Raw genomic sequence first — 16,149 nt, 5'->3', positions numbered from 1 at the left:
GGACTGGACCCCGCCAACCACACGAGCATGGATGAAAGGAAGAGTCATGAAGCCACTTCGTATCCCCGTTGCCATCGTTTCGCTTGCGGTTTTCTCACTGTTTCTGTCGGGCTGTAAAGCCAGCGACGTAGCCCCGGAATCCGGGCCGCAGAAGGTTTCAGTGCGTGTGTCAGAAGTTACCGGCGGTGAAAGCCAGGATATGCCGCTACGGTTCTCGGGTATTGTTCGCGCCACTCAGCGCGCCACACTGACATTCCAGGTGAGCGGTAACCTGAAGGAGCGGGCGGTGGAGCTGGGTCAGACAGTGCAGGCCGGTGATGTCCTGGCCCGCGTCTACAATCCCGGCCTGGAGCCGGCCCGTGATTCGGCCCGGGCCCGGCTCGAAGAGTTGAGAACGCAGTATCAGCAGGCCCAGCGGGAGTGGGAGCGCTCCAGCCGATTGCATGAGCGTGGTGTAGTGTCGGAGCAGACCCTGGAGCAGCTTGCAGCGCGGAGGGATTCCCTGGATGCCAGCGTGGCAACGGCGCGGGCATCGCTGGCGGAGGCAACCCAGTTGCTCGAAGAAAGCACGTTGCGGGCTCCGTTTTCCGGCCGGGTAGAAGCCCTGCTGGTCGAGCGGGATGAATTCGTCGCTGCCGGTCAGCCGGTGATGCGGCTTTCCTCTCCGGAAGGGCGCGAGGTAGAGGTGAGGGTGCCAGCGTATCTGCTGGATCATGTGACGCTTGAGCAGACCTTGCCCGTGTGGTCGGTGCAGGATCGCAGCCAGCCGCCCCAAACCGGCTCGGTGGTCGAGATTGCCCAGGCCAGTGCTATTCGCGGCGAACTACACCCGGTTCTGGTGAGCCTGCCGGTTAACACCCTCGAGCCGGGCGAGCCGGTCGAAGTCGGTATCACGCCGGTACGCGAGTCCGCCCTCACGGTGCCCCTGCTTTCGGTGATTCGCAATGCCGAAGGCGTCAGTGTGTTCCGGGTTCGGGATGATGTGGCCAACAGGGTTACGGTAGAAGTCGACCGGGTTGTCGGCGAGCGGGTGGTGGTTACCTCCGGTGATCTGTCCCCGGGTGATCAGGTGGTGTATGCCGGTATGACGCGTTTGGCGGACGGTGATGCCGTGGAGGTGCGGTGATGACCCGCCGGCTACTGAACTGCCAGCGTCTGCTGGGCATGGTGGTTACCATGCTCTGCCTGCTTGGCATCGCCGCCTACAGCACCATGCCGCGCCAGGAAGATCCGTCGTTTCCCTATCGGGCGGGCCTGATCAGCATCAATTATCCGGGCGCCAGCGCCGAGGCTATCGAACGGCTGGTGCTTCGGCCCCTGGTGGATGAGCTGCGCCAGGTGGAAGAGGTGGACTTCACCCAGTCAACGGCTCGCACCGGCGTGGCCCTTGTCCGCCTGCGTCTGAACGATGATATTTATGACACCGACCCGGCCTGGGACCGGGTACGTCAGGCCATGGAACGGGCCAAACAGGACTTCCCGGACGATGTGGGAAGAATGGTACTTGATGATCGCCTGATTGATATCCCCGCCATTGTCTTGGCCGTGGGTGGTTCGCCTTCGGTCACCGAATTATCGGACGTCGCCGAACGGCTGAAGCAGAACCTTTCGGATTTGCCGGGAGTGTCCCGTATTGAGCTGGAAGGCGATGCCGACGAACAGATTACCCTGGCCCTGGACGATGCCGCGCTTTACCGCCTGGGCATATCCCCGGCGCGGGTGCTGGACACACTGGCACGGCGCAACCAGACCATCCCCGGCGGATTCGTGGTGGTTGATGGCCGCCGCCTCTCAGTGCTTCCCAACAGCGAATTTGCCGATATTGACGCGATTCGTGCCACGCCCATTGAATTGCCCGACGGCTCCCAGGTACCGCTGGCTGCAGCCGCGGATGTCTGGCGCGGGCCCGTGGAACCGAGGCAGCCGGAAACCTGGTACGACGGAGAACGGATGGTGCTGGTCTCCATCATCATGGAAGAAGGCACCACCGATGCGATCCGTTTCGGCGAGCGGGTGCGTGAACGCATGGACCAGATTCGGGGCGATTTTGAACCCTACGAGATCCGGGAGATGTTCTTCCAGCCAGATAAGGTGCAGGAACGACTCGATAACCTGGCCTGGAGCCTGGTGCTGTCGGTGCTGATTATCGTGGCGGTGGTCTTTACCGGCATGGGCATCCGGATGGGCCTGCTGGTGGCCTCGATCCTGCCCATGGTCGCCCTGATCAGTGTCGGGCTCTACGATCTTGGCGGCGGTGTGCTGCACCAGATTGCCGTAATCGGCATGGTGATCTCCCTGGGTATTCTGATCGACAATGCCATCGTGATCGTCGAAAACATCCAGGGCCATCTGGATGAGGGAATGCGCCGGCTGGACGCCCTGCGCAAGGCGGTCAGTGAACTGGCAGGCCCGCTGGGCGCCTCAACGGGCACCACGCTGGCGGCCTTTGCACCGCTGCTTCTGGCCAAGGGTGGTGCCGCGGACTTCACTCGTGGCGTGCCGGTCATGATCATGCTGACGCTGTCCGTCAGCTACCTGCTCGCTATCTCTGCCGTTCCCCTGCTGGCGGCCAGGTTCCTGAAGCCCCGCCGCACCGTCGGGCAGGGCCGGTTGATCGGCCTGGCTCGATTCCTTGGTGGCCTGGTGTCCCGGTACCCCGGCCGCCTGATTGCCGCCGGGGCCATACTGGTCGGAATCAGCCTGGCGATGACTCCGTTTATGGCCCAGCAGTTCTTTCCGAATGCCGATCGCCCGAGGGTGATTGTCGAGGTCTACATGCCCGAGGGCACCGATCAGGCTCGCACAGCAGAGGCGACCGAAAGCCTCGAGCGAATTATCCGGACACAGCCTGATGCCCTGGAGATTCACCGGTTCGTAGGCTTCACCGGACCTTCATTTTATTACAACCTTCAGCGTGCCCCCCAGGCCCCGAACCGGGCCCGGCTGGTAGTCACCACGCCCACACTGGAAGACACCACCGGCATGATTCGCTGGATCCGCGCCCATGTGAAAGAGCAGATGCCGGAACTGGATGTGACCGTGGGTATCCTTGGGCAGGGGCCACCCAGGGCCGCGCCGGTGGAAATTCGGGTTTACCACGCCGACGACGGCACCCGGATAGAAGCGGTGGAACGGATTTTCAGCATCCTGCGGGGCGTCGAGGGTACGGTTGATGTGCGCCATGATCTGGATATTGGCGTACCCAGCATTGCCATTAACGTCGACGATGCCACGGCGGCCCGATACGGCCTGACCCGCGCCGATGTCGCCCAGAGCCTCTATGGCCAGAGTTTTGGCGTGGTGGCTGAGCGCTATCGCCAGGAAGATGATCCCATTCCCCTGGTGCTGCGCTCCCGTGAAGGCACAGCCCTGTCGCTGTCGCGGTTGCTGTCGGTGAATATCTACAACGACCGTGGTGACGCCATACCGCTTTCGGCCGTGGCCACAGTGAATACTACCTGGGAGCCGGCAGCTCGATACCTGCGGGATGGTGTGAGAATGAACACCGTCACCGCAAATCTTGAAACCGGCTACAGCTTCAGCCAGGCGCTGGATGGGCTTTATGCAGGGCTTGAGAAAAACCCGTTACCACCGGGCACCCGCATGGCCATGGGCGGTGATGCTGAAGGCTCCGGTGAAGCCAATACCGCATTGCTCACCGCAGCCCCGATCGGGATGCTGTTGCTGCTGTTCTTCCTGCTGCTGCAGTTCAACTCCTTCCGCCGGGTCGGGATTATCCTGCTGACAGTGCCGCTGGCCACCGTAGGCATCTTCCCGGGGCTTGTGCTGTCCGGCTCACCCTTCGGTTTCCAGTCCCTGTTGGGCGTGATTGCCCTGGTTGGGATCGTGGTGAACAACGCCATCGTTCTGCTGGACGTGATGGACCGGGAACTGGAAAAAGGAAAAGACATCCGCGATGCCATGCGCAACGCGGTAGAGCAGCGCACCCGGCCGATCCTGCTGACCACCGCAACCACCGTGGCCGGCCTGCTGCCCCTGGCGTTCTCCAGCTCCACACTCTGGCCGCCCATGGCCTGGGCCATCATCTCCGGCCTGCTGGCCTCAACGGTGCTCACACTGCTGGTCATACCGGCTGTCTGTACCCAAGTGATCAAAGTCAGCGTCCCGGAACCTGAAAACGCGCCGGCCTGAACCGCTGAAATTGGGGTCAGATGAAATTTTCATCTGACCCCGTTCTTGGCCGGATTATCAGTCCAACTCTGTGGCCGATGGGCACCTCCGGATTGGGGAACACAATCGCCTCCGGCGAATGACCCACCCGGTAGCTGGTTTCATCATCCTCCCAGATGACCGTGCCGGGCTGGTACTCGGTGAAATTGGCGACATCGTCCGGAATATGGAACCGGAAGTTCTTCCCGGTGTTCAGAATCTCATGCACCACCTCGAATACCGTCAGGTGATCAAACGGCGGTTTACGATACGGAGCAGAAAGCCCCCGGAATCGCCGCCGCAATGCGTCTCGAATCCCCGAGAAACGTCCCAGATTATTCTGGCCAAACGGCCGCACCTTACCTAGCTCCACGGTAAAGCTCTCGGCTTTTAACAGTGACGAGGAAAACGACGAAAACGTCGTGCCCGCTTTATGCTGCAGCAGAAGCGTCTCCACCTCTGCCTCCAGCAGGAAATCACATTGGTCCAACGGAGCCCTGCGACCTTCAACAAACGGATACAACGCAAACCGCTCTCGATGGGATGGGCGAATGGCCGTGTGCAGATCGTAGTGAGAGAGCGCCTGAGGGTTCGCCATGGCAAACTGCCGGCAAGCCTCCTCAAGCTCCTGCGCCCGCTCAGCCTCGGCCAGCCCTTTATACTCGCTCCGCCCATGAGCGCCATCGAACAGCCGGTTAAGATTCACCTCCATAAATCGCTCCCCGGCCACCATCGCTGGCGGATTCCCGAGAATCAGCAGCACCGGACAGGCAAGCTCCCAATCGCCCTCGATCAGTTCGGAAACAAGCCCGTTCAGAACCTCAATAGGCGCGGTCTCGTTGCCATGAACACCCGCTGAAACAATGATTGCCTCCGCATTCGGATTGCTGCGGCCTGCAGGAGGCACAATGTCCAGAACGCCAACGGCCTTGCGGCTGATACGGGTGCCATCGGTGAGGAGGGTTTTGATTTCTGGAAGTGGAGCGTCTGCGTTGTCGAGAGTGTGGGAAAGCCAGTCTGAATGCGTTCCGAACAGGTTGTGTTTTGCCGACATAGAAGCCCCGAACCAGGTTTGGGGGCGGGCAGGGTATTGCCTCCCGGGAATGTCTGAAGCCATGGATGGCTTCAGTCAAGCGCACATGGATGTGCTCGTAGCGGTTCCCGGGAGGCAATACCCTGCCTGCCCGGGCACATAGGTAAAACGCACTGAAGTCAGCCGTTCACCGGCCGCTGATGCTTCAGCAGATGATTTTCGAGTTTGCGGAATGCGAACACCAGAATAAAGGTCAGCGCCATATAGCAAAGCGCCACAAAGATAAACGCATCAAACGGCGCATAAAACCGCGAGTAAATGTTACGGGCCGCCCCGGTCAGATCCACGATAGTCACCACACTGGCAATCGCACTCGCGTGCAGCATGAAAATAACCTCGTTGGAATAGGCCTGCACCGCCCGCCGCGCGGCACTTGGCAACACAATCCGCCGCATACGCATAAACCAGTTCATGCCGTAGGCCTTGGCTGCCTCAATCTCACCATTGGGCGTCGACACAATCGCACCGCGGATAATCTCCGTGGTATAGGCCGCCGTGTTCAGGGTGAACGCCAGCAGGGCCGGGTAGAAAGGCTCCCGGAAGATCTCCCACCAGAAGGTTTCCTGTATGCCCTCAATCTGGGCCAGCCCGTAATAAATGATGTAAAGCTGGATCAGCAACGGCGTGCCGCGGAACAGATAGGTGTAAAGCCACACCGGGCCGGACACGAACGGATTGCGAACCGTCCGGAGGATAGCCAGCGGGACCGCCACCAGCAAGCCGATAACCAGGGACAGGAACACCAGATGCAAGGTCGTGACCATGCCATCCCAGTATTCCATGATGGTCATGGCGGTAAAGATTTCGTTCTGGTTCAGCCACTCGGCAATGAAATCAGGCATCCGTCAACTCCCCTGAACCACGCCGACATTGGCTCGTTTGTCGAGCCACTTGATAAACAGTTCAGACCCCGCTGTGAGGGCCAGGTAAACAAACGCCACCGGAATGAAAAAGTGGAACGGCATGCGCTCCGCCTTGGCGGCTTCCTCGGCCACACGAACCATGTCCGTCAGGCCGATAATAGAAACCAGGGCGGTGGTCTTCAGCAGAACCTGCCAGTTGTTGCCCAGACCGGGCAGGGCGTGGCGCAGCATTTGTGGCAGCATGATTCTGCGGAAGGTATGAAAGCGGGTAAAACCATAGGCCCGGGCAGCCTCAATCTGGCCGGTTTCAACGGCCAGGAACGCGCCCCGGAAGGTTTCGGTCATGTAAGCGCCGAAAATCAGCCCGATCGTTACCACACCGGAGATGAACGGATCGAACTGAAAGAAAAAGTCGATTTCATAGGCTTCCCAGATGTAATCCGAGAGCATGTTCACTGCAACCTGGCCGCCATAGTAGAACAGCAGCATCATGACCAGGTCTGGCACGCCACGAATCAGGGTGGTGTAGGTGGTCGCGATACCTTTGGCAACCCGGCTTTGCGACAGTTTGGCAGACGCGCCAATCAATCCCAGGGCAACCGAGAGGGCAAGAGACAGGAAGGCCAGTTCAATGGTGACTATTGCCCCATCCATCAGGGCCGGGCCATAGCCTTTCAGATCAAGCATGGGAATGTCCGGTAAGCAGGGGTGGCCCCAACAGGCCACCCCTCGGCAGATTTACATCTTGATGTCGTAAGCGAAGTACTTCTGCATGATGGTGTCGTAGGTACCATCTTCCTTCAGGGTGCGAAGGGCAGCGTTTACTTCTTCTGCAAGCTCGGTATCGCGCTGGCGCATGGCAACACCCACGCCTTCGCCCAGCTTGACCGGCTCACCGACTTCCTTGAAGCCTTCCTTGGAGAGAACGGTCTGCTCGCCTACCGGGTAATCAACGAACACTACGTCCAGGCGCTGGCCTTCAAGATCCAGGACCATATCGTCGGCAGTGGTGTAACGCTTGATGGTAACAACGCCGCCCATGTTTTCGGTCACGTAGGTATCCATGGTGGTGCCGCGCTGAACGCCTACGGTCTTGCCTTTCATGGCGTCCATGTCAGTGACGTCGGTGTTGAAGCTCTCAGGGCCGAACCAGCCACCCGGGGTGTTGTAGTACGGCTCGGAGAACAGAACACGCTCTGCGCGCTCCGGTGTGATGGACATGGACGACATGATCAGATCGAATTTACGTGCCAGCAGGCCCGGGATCATGCCGTCCCATGCCTGGATCACGAATTCGCAGTTGGCGTTCATTTCTTCGCACATGGCTTCGGCCAGTTCCACTTCGAAACCGGTCAGTTCGCCATTCTCGTCCTTGTACTCAAACGGCTCGTAGGGCACGTCGAATGCAATGCGGAGATCCCGTTCCTGGGCTTGTGCTCCACCAGCAATCAGGGCGAGGGCGCAGCTTGCTGCAAAAATCATTTTTTTCATGTGTCACTTCTCCAGTGGTTTGCCTTTTGGGCTTTATTTTTGATGGAAGTTTTTGGTTCCAACATTTTATTTCTTCACCGGTTCAAGATAGCACCGAGTGTCAGAAGTTGGGAGTCAGGAACTGCTTCATGCGTTCCGAATCCGGGTGATCAAACACTTTTTCGGGGGTACCCTGTTCCTCGATCACGCCCTGATGCAAAAACAGGACCTGACTCGACACATCCCTTGCGAATGCCATTTCGTGGGTGACCACGATCATGGTGCGGCCTTCCTCGGCCAGGCTTTGCATTACCTTCAGTACTTCCCCCACCAGTTCAGGGTCCAGCGCCGACGTGGGTTCGTCAAACAGCATGACCTCCGGTTCCATGGCCAGGGCCCGGGCAATGGCCGCCCGCTGCTGCTGGCCACCGGACATCTGGGCCGGGTAGTAGTCCTTGCGCTCGTAGATGCCCACCTTGTTCAGATAGGCTTCGGCGCGTTCGATGGCTTCTTTCTTGGGAACCTTGAGCACGTGGATCGGAGCTTCGATGATGTTCTCCAGCACGGTCATATGGGACCAGAGATTGAAGCTCTGAAACACCATGGAAAGCTTGGCGCGAATCAGCTCAACCTGCTTGTTATCCGCCGGAATACGTTCGCCCTTGCGGTTGGTTGTGAACCTTATTGGGTCGCCGTGCACGATAATGTCGCCGGAGGTGGGTGTTTCCAGCAGGTTTATGCAACGCAGGAAGGTACTCTTGCCGGAGCCGGAGCTGCCGATCAGGGAAACCACGTCGCCTTTGCGGGTCTCCAGTGAAATACCTTTGAGCACTTCAAGCTGGTCAAAGGTCTTGTGAATGTCCCTGCAGATCAAAGGCGCTTGGTCCGCCATGGGTGACTCCTGGGGCTGTAATTCAAAGGCGCATGTTTTACGGACTGTGGATCCGGAAATCAATCCCTGGAAGAGAGCGTTTTACCGAATTTCACCGCCGTTCGCTGCATGACATTGTGGTCGAATGAGTGTTCAATGCAAGCTTTTTGCCATGCTCAGGTGCCGGCCCGGGAATATTCATTGGCCGCTTCCTGATTGACTGGCAGCCGGATCAGTGTGCCGCCCTCTTTTTCCATATCTCGCATGGCTTCGCTGACAAAGCGGACATGGGCCGTGGCGGCCTTCTGGGCGCTGGCCGGTTTTCCGGCAATCACGGCTTCATAAAGCTGCCGGTGCTGGCGGACGATTTTCTTGCGCATTTCTTCTCGCGGGTTCAGGTTGGCAACCGAGGCCTGAACGGTCAATAACATCATGTTTTTCAGACTGTTGAGCACATGCACCAGAACCGGGTTGTGGGAGGCCTCCACAATGGCAAGGTGAAAACCGTGGTCGAGCCGGGCATTGCTGAGCGGGTCCGTGTCCTCCAGGGCTCGGAATGCCTTGGTAATGCGATGTCGGTCCAAGCGTGTTGCCCGCTGTGCGGCCAGATAGGCAGCCTGGCCCTCCAGTTGCTCTCGCACTTCCAGAAGATCGAACAGCGTTCGCGGGTGCCCCTCGAAAAGATGCATCAACGGGCTCTGTTCCCCGAGTTCGTTGGCTCCGGGAACCATGCTCGCAACAAACGAGCCTTTGCCATGGCGGGTTTCGATCACGCCGCGCCCCTGGAGTTCATGGAGGGCTTCCCGAATGACCGCACGGGATACGCCCAGCCGCGTTGCCAACTGACGTTCGGACGGTATCTTTTGCTCCGGAGCGAGCCCACCGTCGAGGATGAGGCGCTCAAGCCGGTATGAGATTTCCTGGGAGATTGCCATTTGGCTGCCTGTTTACGCTCTCTGGTCTGACCAGTGATTGCTTTTGATTGTTGGTGTTTCCGTTGTCAGCTGATGTGCGTCCGAGCCCATTAAATATGGCCGATTCAGAGGATTTCGTCCATTTTTAATACTTCAAAAACTGGTCAGACCAGTGGACTCCGAACTGGACTAAACCCGGCGCGGCTACGAATATCATTCTAATGTCGGCCTTTGCCGGCGTTGCCATAGACGCTGATAACAACAAAGCCAACGGAGACGTTTCGATGAATTCGAAGAATAACATCCGAAATAGCTGTGACACTGGCGAGACCCCACCTCGCAGAAGTTTCCTCAAAACAATCGCCATGGGCGCCACTCTGGCCGGCGCAATGCTCATGGGTGCAGGTCAGGCCCAGGCTGCCACTACGTGGAAAATCCAGTCTACCTGGGACGCGGGCACGGTGGGCTACACGCTCTTCGAGGAGTGGTGTAAGAGTATTGAAGCCAAGTCTGGCGGAGAGCTGAAGTTCCAGTGCTTCCCGGCGAAGGCTGTCGCCGCCGATAACAATTCCCTGTTCGATTCGGTGCGCAGTGGTGTTCTTCAGGGCATGAATCCGTTCACCCTGTACTGGGCCGGCAAGATACCTGCTTCTGTCTTCCTGTCCTCCTATCCAGCCGGTCCTGATCAGCCTCATCAGTGGGACACCATGTTCTACTCCATGGGCATGCTGGAGAAGACCCGGGAAATCTACAAGAAGTTCGGCCTGTTCTACGTTGGCCCGATCCAGCACGACGCCAACATCATTCACTCCAAGCAGCCTGTTAACAGTCTTGCCGACCTCAAAGGCATGAAGATCCGTGTCCCGGGAGGCATGGTTGCCGAGGTGTTCCAGCAGTTTGGCGTGTCGACGGTCAGCCTGCCGGGCTCGGACATCTTCCCTGCTCTCGAGAAAGGCACCATTGATGCAGCGGACTTTGTAGGCCCTGCGGTTAACTATGAACTGGGCTTCTCCCAGGTTACCGACTACATCATTTTCGGGCCTCCAGGAGTCATGTCTATCTACCAGCCGGTGGATCTGATGGATCTGACCGTCAGCCTGCGTGCCTGGAACTCTATCTCACCGGAGCTTCAGCAGCTGGTTGAGGATGAGGTTCGGATCTACTCCCAGAAGCACTATCTGGCGATTCAGGCTCGCAACATCGAGGCGATGGAGAAGTTCAAGGCAGATGGCGACACGGTTACCCGTCTGAGCCAGGAAGACCTGGAAACCTGGCGTAAGGCCGCGATCCCCATCTGGTTCAACTGGGCCAACAAGAATGAGGACGCACGCGCCATCCTGGATATCCAGCTGAAGTACATGATGAACGACACGGTTGGTTACATTACCGAAGAAGACATCAAGGGCTTCTAAGTTCCAAAGCTCAAACAAAAAACGACAAACGAGGAAGGCAGGGTTAGCCGACTAAGGATTAGCCCTCCCTTCCTCGCTCTTTGATCTGGGTGGTAACAACATGTCTGATCTGAGTTCCTTTGGCTTTGTTTTGCCGCACTGGTTCTACTGGGGCTGGCTTGCGGTAATGCCATTGCTCATGATGGCTTGGGATAAGTGGAGCAGTAAGCACGGCGGAGATGACGCCGAGCCAGAGAAAACGGTTTCCGAGCTGCAGTCTGAAGAAGATGATCCTCTTGCACACTTTGAGTACGAGGGTAACTGGTTTACCAAAATCGTTGACTGGATGTGCGAGAAGTCAGGCCTTTTCGTTGCGTTCTGGACAATCAACGCAGTGCTTTTCTATTTCTTTGAAGTGGTTATGCGGTACATCTTCAATATGCCAACGATCTGGGTGCATGAGGCCAGCTTCCTGATCTTCGGCATGCAGTACATCCTTGCCGGTGCCTTTGCGCTGCTACACGGAGCGCATGTGCGGGTAGACGTCGTATACAACTTCCTGCCGGTTCGCGGGCGCGTGGGCATGGATATTTTTACGTCCATGTTTTTCTTCATATTTGCAGCCGTTCTGGCTACCACATCCTGGACCTTCTTCCAGGACTCTCTGATGATGCAAGAGACCACGGTCGAGACCTGGGGTATCCAGTATTACCCCGTGAAAGGCGTGATGTTTGTGGGCGCAATCCTGTTGCTGCTTGCCGGCTTTTCGAAGCTGCTTAAAGACATCGTACTGTTCATCCGTCTCGGTCAGGAGCGCACATCATGAGTACAACAACTGCAGCGCCCAGCAACGGCATGGCCGGGAAACTGGGTACATGGTTAATGATAATCGCCACCGTGGGTCTGGCGTTTGTCATCTGTGTTGAACTGATCAACATTCTGTTTTACGACCCATGGAGTGATGAGAAATTCCTTTTCAAACTCTCGGGTAGCCTGTCCGGTGTCGAAATCGGGCCGCTGACCTACCTGATGTTTGGATCTCTGGCTGTAGCCCTGATGATGGGCCTGCCGCTTGCCTTCGTCACCGGTGGCCTTGGGGTCATGTTCATCTACCTGGTGGGTGATGCCATGATGCTGAACATCGTCCCCGGCCGGATCTTTCCGCTGATGGCGAACCCGGATATCGCGGCCATTCCCCTGTTCATCTTCATGGCCTCGATGCTTGAGCGAGCGGGCCTGATCGAAGAGATGTTCAGCGTGGTTTACAAGTGGATGGGTGGCATCAGTGGCGGTCTTGCCGCTGCAACCATTGTCGCGTCTACGATTCTGGCTGCGATGGTGGGTGTTATCGGCGCTGCCGTTGTCACCATGGGCATCATCGCACTGCCGGCCATGTTGAAGCGTCATTACGATCACAAGATTGCCATCGGCTCCATCATGGCGGGTGGAACCCTGGGTATCCTCATTCCGCCGTCGATTCTGGCTATTCTTTACGCTGTTGTGGCACAACAGTCCGTGGGCGAGCTCTATCTGGGCTCTCTGTTACCCGGTCTGATGCTCTCCGGTCTTTACCTGACTTATGTTCTGGTGCGCAGCTGGCTGAATCCGAAGCTGGGCCCGCCGATTCCGGTGGAAGACCGGATCAGTCTGAAAGAAAAACTCAAGCTTCTGGGGAATCTGATCGCTCCCCTTGCGCTGGTTGGTCTGGTTCTGGGCCTGCTTTTCGGTGGTATTGCAACGCCGGTTGAAGCGGCCGGTATCGGCTCTTTCGGTGCCATTATCGTTGCGATGATGCACAAGAAGTTCTCGATCGCGGGTCTTCGAGAGGCGTCAGTGACCACGGCCAAGGCGTCAGCGATGGTTCTCTGGATCATGTTCGGGGCGTCGGTATTCGTCGGTTTCTACATCCTCCAGGGTGGCCAGCAGTTCGTAACGGACGCCATTCTGGGCACGGGTATGTCGGCATACGGTATCCTGCTCCTGCTGATGGTCCTGCTGGTGGTCCTGGGTATGTTCCTGGATTGGGTTGGTATCCTGCTGCTGGCAGTGCCCATTTTCATTCCGATCGTGAAAGCGCTGGAGTTCCCTGGCTTGTTCGGCTTCCCGCCGGTTGCAGGTGATGACGTGGTGCTCTGGTTCGGGGTGCTGTATCTGGTGAATATGCAGATGTCGTTCCTGAGTCCGCCGTTCGGTTACGCACTGTTTTACATCCGCGGCGTTTGTCCTCCGGAAATCTCCATGGGTACCATCTTCAAGTCGTCCCTGGTGTTCCTGGCGATTCAGGCATTCGGGCTGTTCATGTGTATCCTGATCCCCGGCATCGTAACCTGGCTGCCAGGGCTGGTTTACGGTTAATCAAATCAAGGAGTAATGCTTTATGTTGACGATCAAAAGACTGGACCTTGCCGAAGCGCGCATCCTCATTGAGGGCGCCGCGGAAAAGGCCCGCGAAATCGGCGTGCCCATGTGCATCGCTGTGGTGGACGAATCCGGCAACCTGGTGGCCTTCGAGCGCATGGACGGTGGCAAGATCACCAGTGTGACCATTGCCCAGGACAAGGCCTTCACGGCGGCCGCGGCCAAGAAAGCCACCCATGACTACAACAAGGTAAACGTGCCCGGCAGTCTTGCGTTCGGCATCCATACCGAAGTGGGCGGGCGCATCAGCTCGGTTGGTGGTGGCCTGCCGGTGATCGTCGACGGCGAAGTAGTGGGTGGTATCGGAATCAGTTCCGGTACCCCTCAGCAGGATATGGACTGTGCCCAGGCCGGTCTTGACCACTTTGAAACAAAACGCGGTTGATGACTGTCAGACAGACGTAACTCACACCCAGAGAGTGCTATGACTACCAAGCCGAAAGTCAGCAAAGCCGAGCTGGCGGAGCAGTTCCGGGCGTTTATCGACCCGGACTACGTCATCACCGATGACGAGACCATGAAGCCCTACGAATGCGACGGCATGTCGATGTATTGCGAAATGCCGTTGCTGGTAGTGCTGCCGGAGACTGTTGAACAGGTGCAGCGGGTAATGCGCATCTGCAACGAGAACGCAGTGCCGGTGGTTGCCCGTGGCGCCGGAACCGGGCTCAGTGCCGGTGCCATGCCCAACAAGGAGGGCGTGGTGCTGTCGCTGGCCAAGTTCAATCGCATCATCGACATTGATCCCCTGGCGCGAACGGCCAGGCTTCAGCCCGGCGTTCGCAACCTGGCCATCAGTGAAGAGGTGGCCCAGTTCGGCCTTTACTACGGCCCGGATCCTTCCTCCCAGATTGCCTGCACCATCGGCGGCAATGTGGCGGAGAACTCCGGCGGTGTGCACTGCCTCAAGTACGGTCTGACCGTTCACAACATCCTCAGCGTGGAAATGGTCACCGCCGAGGGTGATGTGGTGACCGTGGGCAGTGATGGCCTGGACAGCTGCGGCATGGACCTGCTGGCGCTGATGACCGGCTCGGAAGGCCTGCTGGGTGTGGTAACGGAAGTCAAAGTGAAACTGCTGCCGAAACCGGAAGTGGCCCAGGTTGTCATGGCCGGCTTTGATGACGTGCAGAAGGGCGGTGACGCCGTGGGCGGGATTATCTCCCACGGCATTATCCCTGGTGGCCTGGAAATGATGGACGGCCACGCCATCATCGCAGCGGATGACTTCGCGCAGGCCGGATACCCACGGGACGCCAAGGCCTTGTTGTTGTGTGAAGTGGACGGTACCGAGGAGGAAGTCCACGAGCATATCGCCGAGGCCGAGGAAGTGTTCCGCAAGCTTGGCGCCACGTCGGTCCGCACCTCTCAGAGCGAGGAAGAGCGCGCGCTGTTATGGAAAGGCCGTAAATCTGCCTTCCCGGCCGTGGGCCGGATTTCCCCGGATTACTACTGTATGGACGGCACCATTCCCCGCCGTCATATCGCCTACGTTCTCACCGAAATGGAGAAAATGTCCGAGGAGTTTGGCTTGCGTGTCGCCAACGTGTTCCATGCCGGTGACGGCAACCTGCATCCCCTGATCCTGTTTGATGCCAACGTGCCCGGTGAGTTCGAACGCACCGAGGCCTTTGGCTCACGCATTCTGGAAATGTGTGTGGAAGTGGGCGGTTGTATCACCGGTGAACACGGGGTGGGCGTGGAAAAAATCCGCCAGATGGCCGTGCAGTTCAACGATGAGGAGCTGCAGCAGTTCCACGATGTGAAAGCAGCCTTTGATCCCTCCGGAATTCTCAATCCGGGCAAGGGCGTTCCGGCCCTGAGGTTCTGCCAGGAATACCGCTCCCTTGAGCACAAACAACACACGCACGAGCATACGGAAGCCGCCCATGGCTGATATTTCCCAGCAACTGAAGGAGCAGGTGCTCCAGGCCCGGGACAGCGGGCACAAACTCAATATTGTCGGTGGTGGCACCAAGGCCTTCATGGGCCGGGAAGCCGACACTGATGCCGGAACCCTCAACGTGGGCGAGCACTCCGGCATTGTGGATTACCACCCGGTGGAGCTGGTACTGACCGTCCGCGCCGGCACGCCGCTGAGCGAGATCGAGGCCACACTGGCCGAGGAAGGCCAGTGCCTGCACTTCGAGCCACCGCATTTTGGTGCGGCCTCCACCATCGGTGGCACCCTGGCCTGCAATCTTTCCGGGCCGGGTCGCCCCTGGGCGGGCTCAGTACGGGATCAGGTACTGGGTATCCGGCTGCTCAACGGCAAGGGTGAACACCTTCGCTTCGGCGGTCAGGTCATGAAAAACGTGGCCGGCTATGACGTATCACGGCTCCAGGCCGGTGCCCTGGGAACCCTGGGGGTAATCACCGAAATCAGCATGAAAGTTATGCCAAAACCAGCGGCCTCGCTGACTCTGGTTCAGGAAATGGGCATGGACGAGGTGGTTCACTACATGAACAGCCGCGCCGCCGAGCCCAAGCCGATCACGGCCGCCTGCTGGGTGGACGGCAAGGTTTATCTGCGCCTGGCCGGTGCGAAATCCGGCGTGGAAGCCACGGCTGAAAAGTGGTCCGGCGAAGTGATGGAGCAGGGCGACGAGTTCTGGCAACAGGTGCAGGACATGCAGCACGAGTTTTTTGCCGGTAACGACGTACCGCTCTGGCGCTTCTCGGTCGGTTCGACGGCTACCACGCCGAAACTGGAAGGCAACTGGTTTATCGACTGGGCCGGTTCCCAGCGCTGGTTCCGTGGCGCCGGTGAGCTGAAGGATCTGGAACCTGCCGCCCGAGCGGCCGGTGGCCAGGTCAGCCTGTTCCGTGGTGGCGATCGCACCGGTGAGGTGATGCATCACCAGCCGGAGGCCCTGAAGGGCATTCAGCGCCGCATCAAGACTGCCTTTGATCCGGACAATATCTTCAATCCCGGACGTTTATACAGCTGGTTGTAATT

General features: G+C 58.4%; 14 protein-coding genes. 8 read left to right on the top strand and 6 right to left on the bottom strand.

Translation table 11 applies throughout. The features are described 5' to 3' along the window. Positions 1–46 precede the first annotated feature (46 nt). Positions 47–1,126, top strand: coding sequence for an efflux RND transporter periplasmic adaptor subunit (locus KEHDKFFH_RS18350; RefSeq protein WP_104323240.1), 1,080 nt, complete (start codon positions 47–49; stop codon positions 1,124–1,126). Beyond that, positions 1,126–4,152 carry an efflux RND transporter permease subunit gene (locus KEHDKFFH_RS18345; RefSeq protein WP_104323239.1) on the top strand — a complete coding sequence of 1,009 codons (3,027 nt, stop codon included), beginning with the start codon at positions 1,126–1,128 and terminating at the stop codon, positions 4,150–4,152. Before KEHDKFFH_RS18350 ends, KEHDKFFH_RS18345 begins: the two co-directional genes overlap by 1 nt. Before the next feature lie 16 nt (positions 4,153–4,168). On the opposite strand, the gene KEHDKFFH_RS18340 is transcribed toward KEHDKFFH_RS18345, so the two are convergent. The 6 genes from KEHDKFFH_RS18340 to KEHDKFFH_RS18315 form a co-directional block, all read right to left on the bottom strand. After that, positions 4,169–5,224: a succinylglutamate desuccinylase gene (locus KEHDKFFH_RS18340; RefSeq protein WP_104323238.1), complete on the bottom strand. Its 1,056-nt coding sequence runs from the start codon at positions 5,222–5,224 to the stop codon at positions 4,169–4,171. A 158-nt stretch (positions 5,225–5,382) separates the two neighbouring features. Next, the gene (locus tag KEHDKFFH_RS18335; RefSeq protein WP_104323237.1) at positions 5,383–6,105 is read right to left on the bottom strand and encodes an ABC transporter permease; all 723 of its coding nucleotides are present in this window, start codon (positions 6,103–6,105) and stop codon (positions 5,383–5,385) included. A gap of 3 nt (positions 6,106–6,108) precedes the next feature. Beyond that, positions 6,109–6,813 (bottom strand): ABC transporter permease, encoded by a 705-nt coding sequence (locus KEHDKFFH_RS18330; protein ID WP_104323236.1) that lies wholly within the window; start codon positions 6,811–6,813, stop codon positions 6,109–6,111. 51 nt (positions 6,814–6,864) lie between these two features. Beyond that, complete coding sequence (locus tag KEHDKFFH_RS18325) at positions 6,865–7,617, bottom strand: ABC transporter substrate-binding protein (protein WP_104323235.1); 753 nt, start codon at positions 7,615–7,617, stop codon at positions 6,865–6,867. A gap of 100 nt (positions 7,618–7,717) precedes the next feature. Continuing rightward, positions 7,718–8,488, bottom strand: a complete 771-nt coding sequence (locus tag KEHDKFFH_RS18320) for an ABC transporter ATP-binding protein (protein ID WP_064230039.1) — start codon at positions 8,486–8,488, stop codon at positions 7,718–7,720. A 155-nt stretch (positions 8,489–8,643) separates the two neighbouring features. Beyond that, positions 8,644–9,402 (bottom strand): FCD domain-containing protein, encoded by a 759-nt coding sequence (locus KEHDKFFH_RS18315; RefSeq protein WP_104323234.1) that lies wholly within the window; start codon positions 9,400–9,402, stop codon positions 8,644–8,646. A 344-nt stretch (positions 9,403–9,746) separates the two neighbouring features. Between KEHDKFFH_RS18315 and dctP the strand changes: the two genes are divergently transcribed. The 6 genes from dctP (at position 9,747) to glcE (ending at position 16,147) form a co-directional block, all read left to right on the top strand. After that, positions 9,747–10,793: a TRAP transporter substrate-binding protein DctP gene (gene dctP / locus KEHDKFFH_RS18310; RefSeq protein WP_241956556.1), complete on the top strand. Its 1,047-nt coding sequence runs from the start codon at positions 9,747–9,749 to the stop codon at positions 10,791–10,793. 100 nt (positions 10,794–10,893) lie between these two features. After that, positions 10,894–11,598: a TRAP transporter small permease subunit gene (locus KEHDKFFH_RS18305; protein ID WP_008169278.1), complete on the top strand. Its 705-nt coding sequence runs from the start codon at positions 10,894–10,896 to the stop codon at positions 11,596–11,598. After that, positions 11,595–13,127, top strand: coding sequence for a TRAP transporter large permease (locus tag KEHDKFFH_RS18300; protein WP_104323233.1), 1,533 nt, complete (start codon positions 11,595–11,597; stop codon positions 13,125–13,127). The genes KEHDKFFH_RS18305 and KEHDKFFH_RS18300 overlap by 4 nt, the downstream gene beginning before the upstream one ends. Positions 13,128–13,149: 22 nt before the next feature. Beyond that, the gene (locus tag KEHDKFFH_RS18295; protein ID WP_008169282.1) at positions 13,150–13,575 is read left to right on the top strand and encodes a GlcG/HbpS family heme-binding protein; all 426 of its coding nucleotides are present in this window, start codon (positions 13,150–13,152) and stop codon (positions 13,573–13,575) included. A 39-nt stretch (positions 13,576–13,614) separates the two neighbouring features. Continuing rightward, positions 13,615–15,087: an FAD-linked oxidase C-terminal domain-containing protein gene (locus KEHDKFFH_RS18290; protein WP_104323232.1), complete on the top strand. Its 1,473-nt coding sequence runs from the start codon at positions 13,615–13,617 to the stop codon at positions 15,085–15,087. Further along, positions 15,080–16,147, top strand: coding sequence for a glycolate oxidase subunit GlcE (glcE, locus tag KEHDKFFH_RS18285; RefSeq protein WP_104323231.1), 1,068 nt, complete (start codon positions 15,080–15,082; stop codon positions 16,145–16,147). Before KEHDKFFH_RS18290 ends, glcE begins: the two co-directional genes overlap by 8 nt. Positions 16,148–16,149 lie beyond the last annotated feature (2 nt).

Origin of the sequence: Marinobacter maroccanus (assembly GCF_002933275.1) — a bacterium.
GTDB classification, from domain to species: domain Bacteria; phylum Pseudomonadota; class Gammaproteobacteria; order Pseudomonadales; family Oleiphilaceae; genus Marinobacter; species Marinobacter maroccanus.
The sequence above is the reverse complement of the archived record's forward strand: the minus strand, read 5'-3'. Positions and strand labels throughout refer to the sequence as shown.

Bases quoted from the DNA above. Each gene is read 5' to 3' on its own strand.
- KEHDKFFH_RS18350 (WP_104323240.1), top strand. From the start codon at position 47: ATGAAGCCACTTCGTATCCCCGTTGCCATCGTTTCGCTTGCGGTTTTC.
- KEHDKFFH_RS18345 (WP_104323239.1), top strand. From the start codon at position 1,126: ATGACCCGCCGGCTACTGAACTGCCAGCGTCTGCTGGGCATGGTGGTT.
- KEHDKFFH_RS18340 (WP_104323238.1), bottom strand. From the start codon at position 5,224: ATGTCGGCAAAACACAACCTGTTCGGAACGCATTCAGACTGGCTTTCC.
- KEHDKFFH_RS18335 (WP_104323237.1), bottom strand. From the start codon at position 6,105: ATGCCTGATTTCATTGCCGAGTGGCTGAACCAGAACGAAATCTTTACC.
- KEHDKFFH_RS18330 (WP_104323236.1), bottom strand. From the start codon at position 6,813: ATGCTTGATCTGAAAGGCTATGGCCCGGCCCTGATGGATGGGGCAATA.
- KEHDKFFH_RS18325 (WP_104323235.1), bottom strand. From the start codon at position 7,617: ATGAAAAAAATGATTTTTGCAGCAAGCTGCGCCCTCGCCCTGATTGCT.
- KEHDKFFH_RS18320 (WP_064230039.1), bottom strand. From the start codon at position 8,488: ATGGCGGACCAAGCGCCTTTGATCTGCAGGGACATTCACAAGACCTTT.
- KEHDKFFH_RS18315 (WP_104323234.1), bottom strand. From the start codon at position 9,402: ATGGCAATCTCCCAGGAAATCTCATACCGGCTTGAGCGCCTCATCCTC.
- dctP (WP_241956556.1), top strand. From the start codon at position 9,747: ATGGGCGCCACTCTGGCCGGCGCAATGCTCATGGGTGCAGGTCAGGCC.
- KEHDKFFH_RS18305 (WP_008169278.1), top strand. From the start codon at position 10,894: ATGTCTGATCTGAGTTCCTTTGGCTTTGTTTTGCCGCACTGGTTCTAC.
- KEHDKFFH_RS18300 (WP_104323233.1), top strand. From the start codon at position 11,595: ATGAGTACAACAACTGCAGCGCCCAGCAACGGCATGGCCGGGAAACTG.
- KEHDKFFH_RS18295 (WP_008169282.1), top strand. From the start codon at position 13,150: ATGTTGACGATCAAAAGACTGGACCTTGCCGAAGCGCGCATCCTCATT.
- KEHDKFFH_RS18290 (WP_104323232.1), top strand. From the start codon at position 13,615: ATGACTACCAAGCCGAAAGTCAGCAAAGCCGAGCTGGCGGAGCAGTTC.
- glcE (WP_104323231.1), top strand. From the start codon at position 15,080: ATGGCTGATATTTCCCAGCAACTGAAGGAGCAGGTGCTCCAGGCCCGG.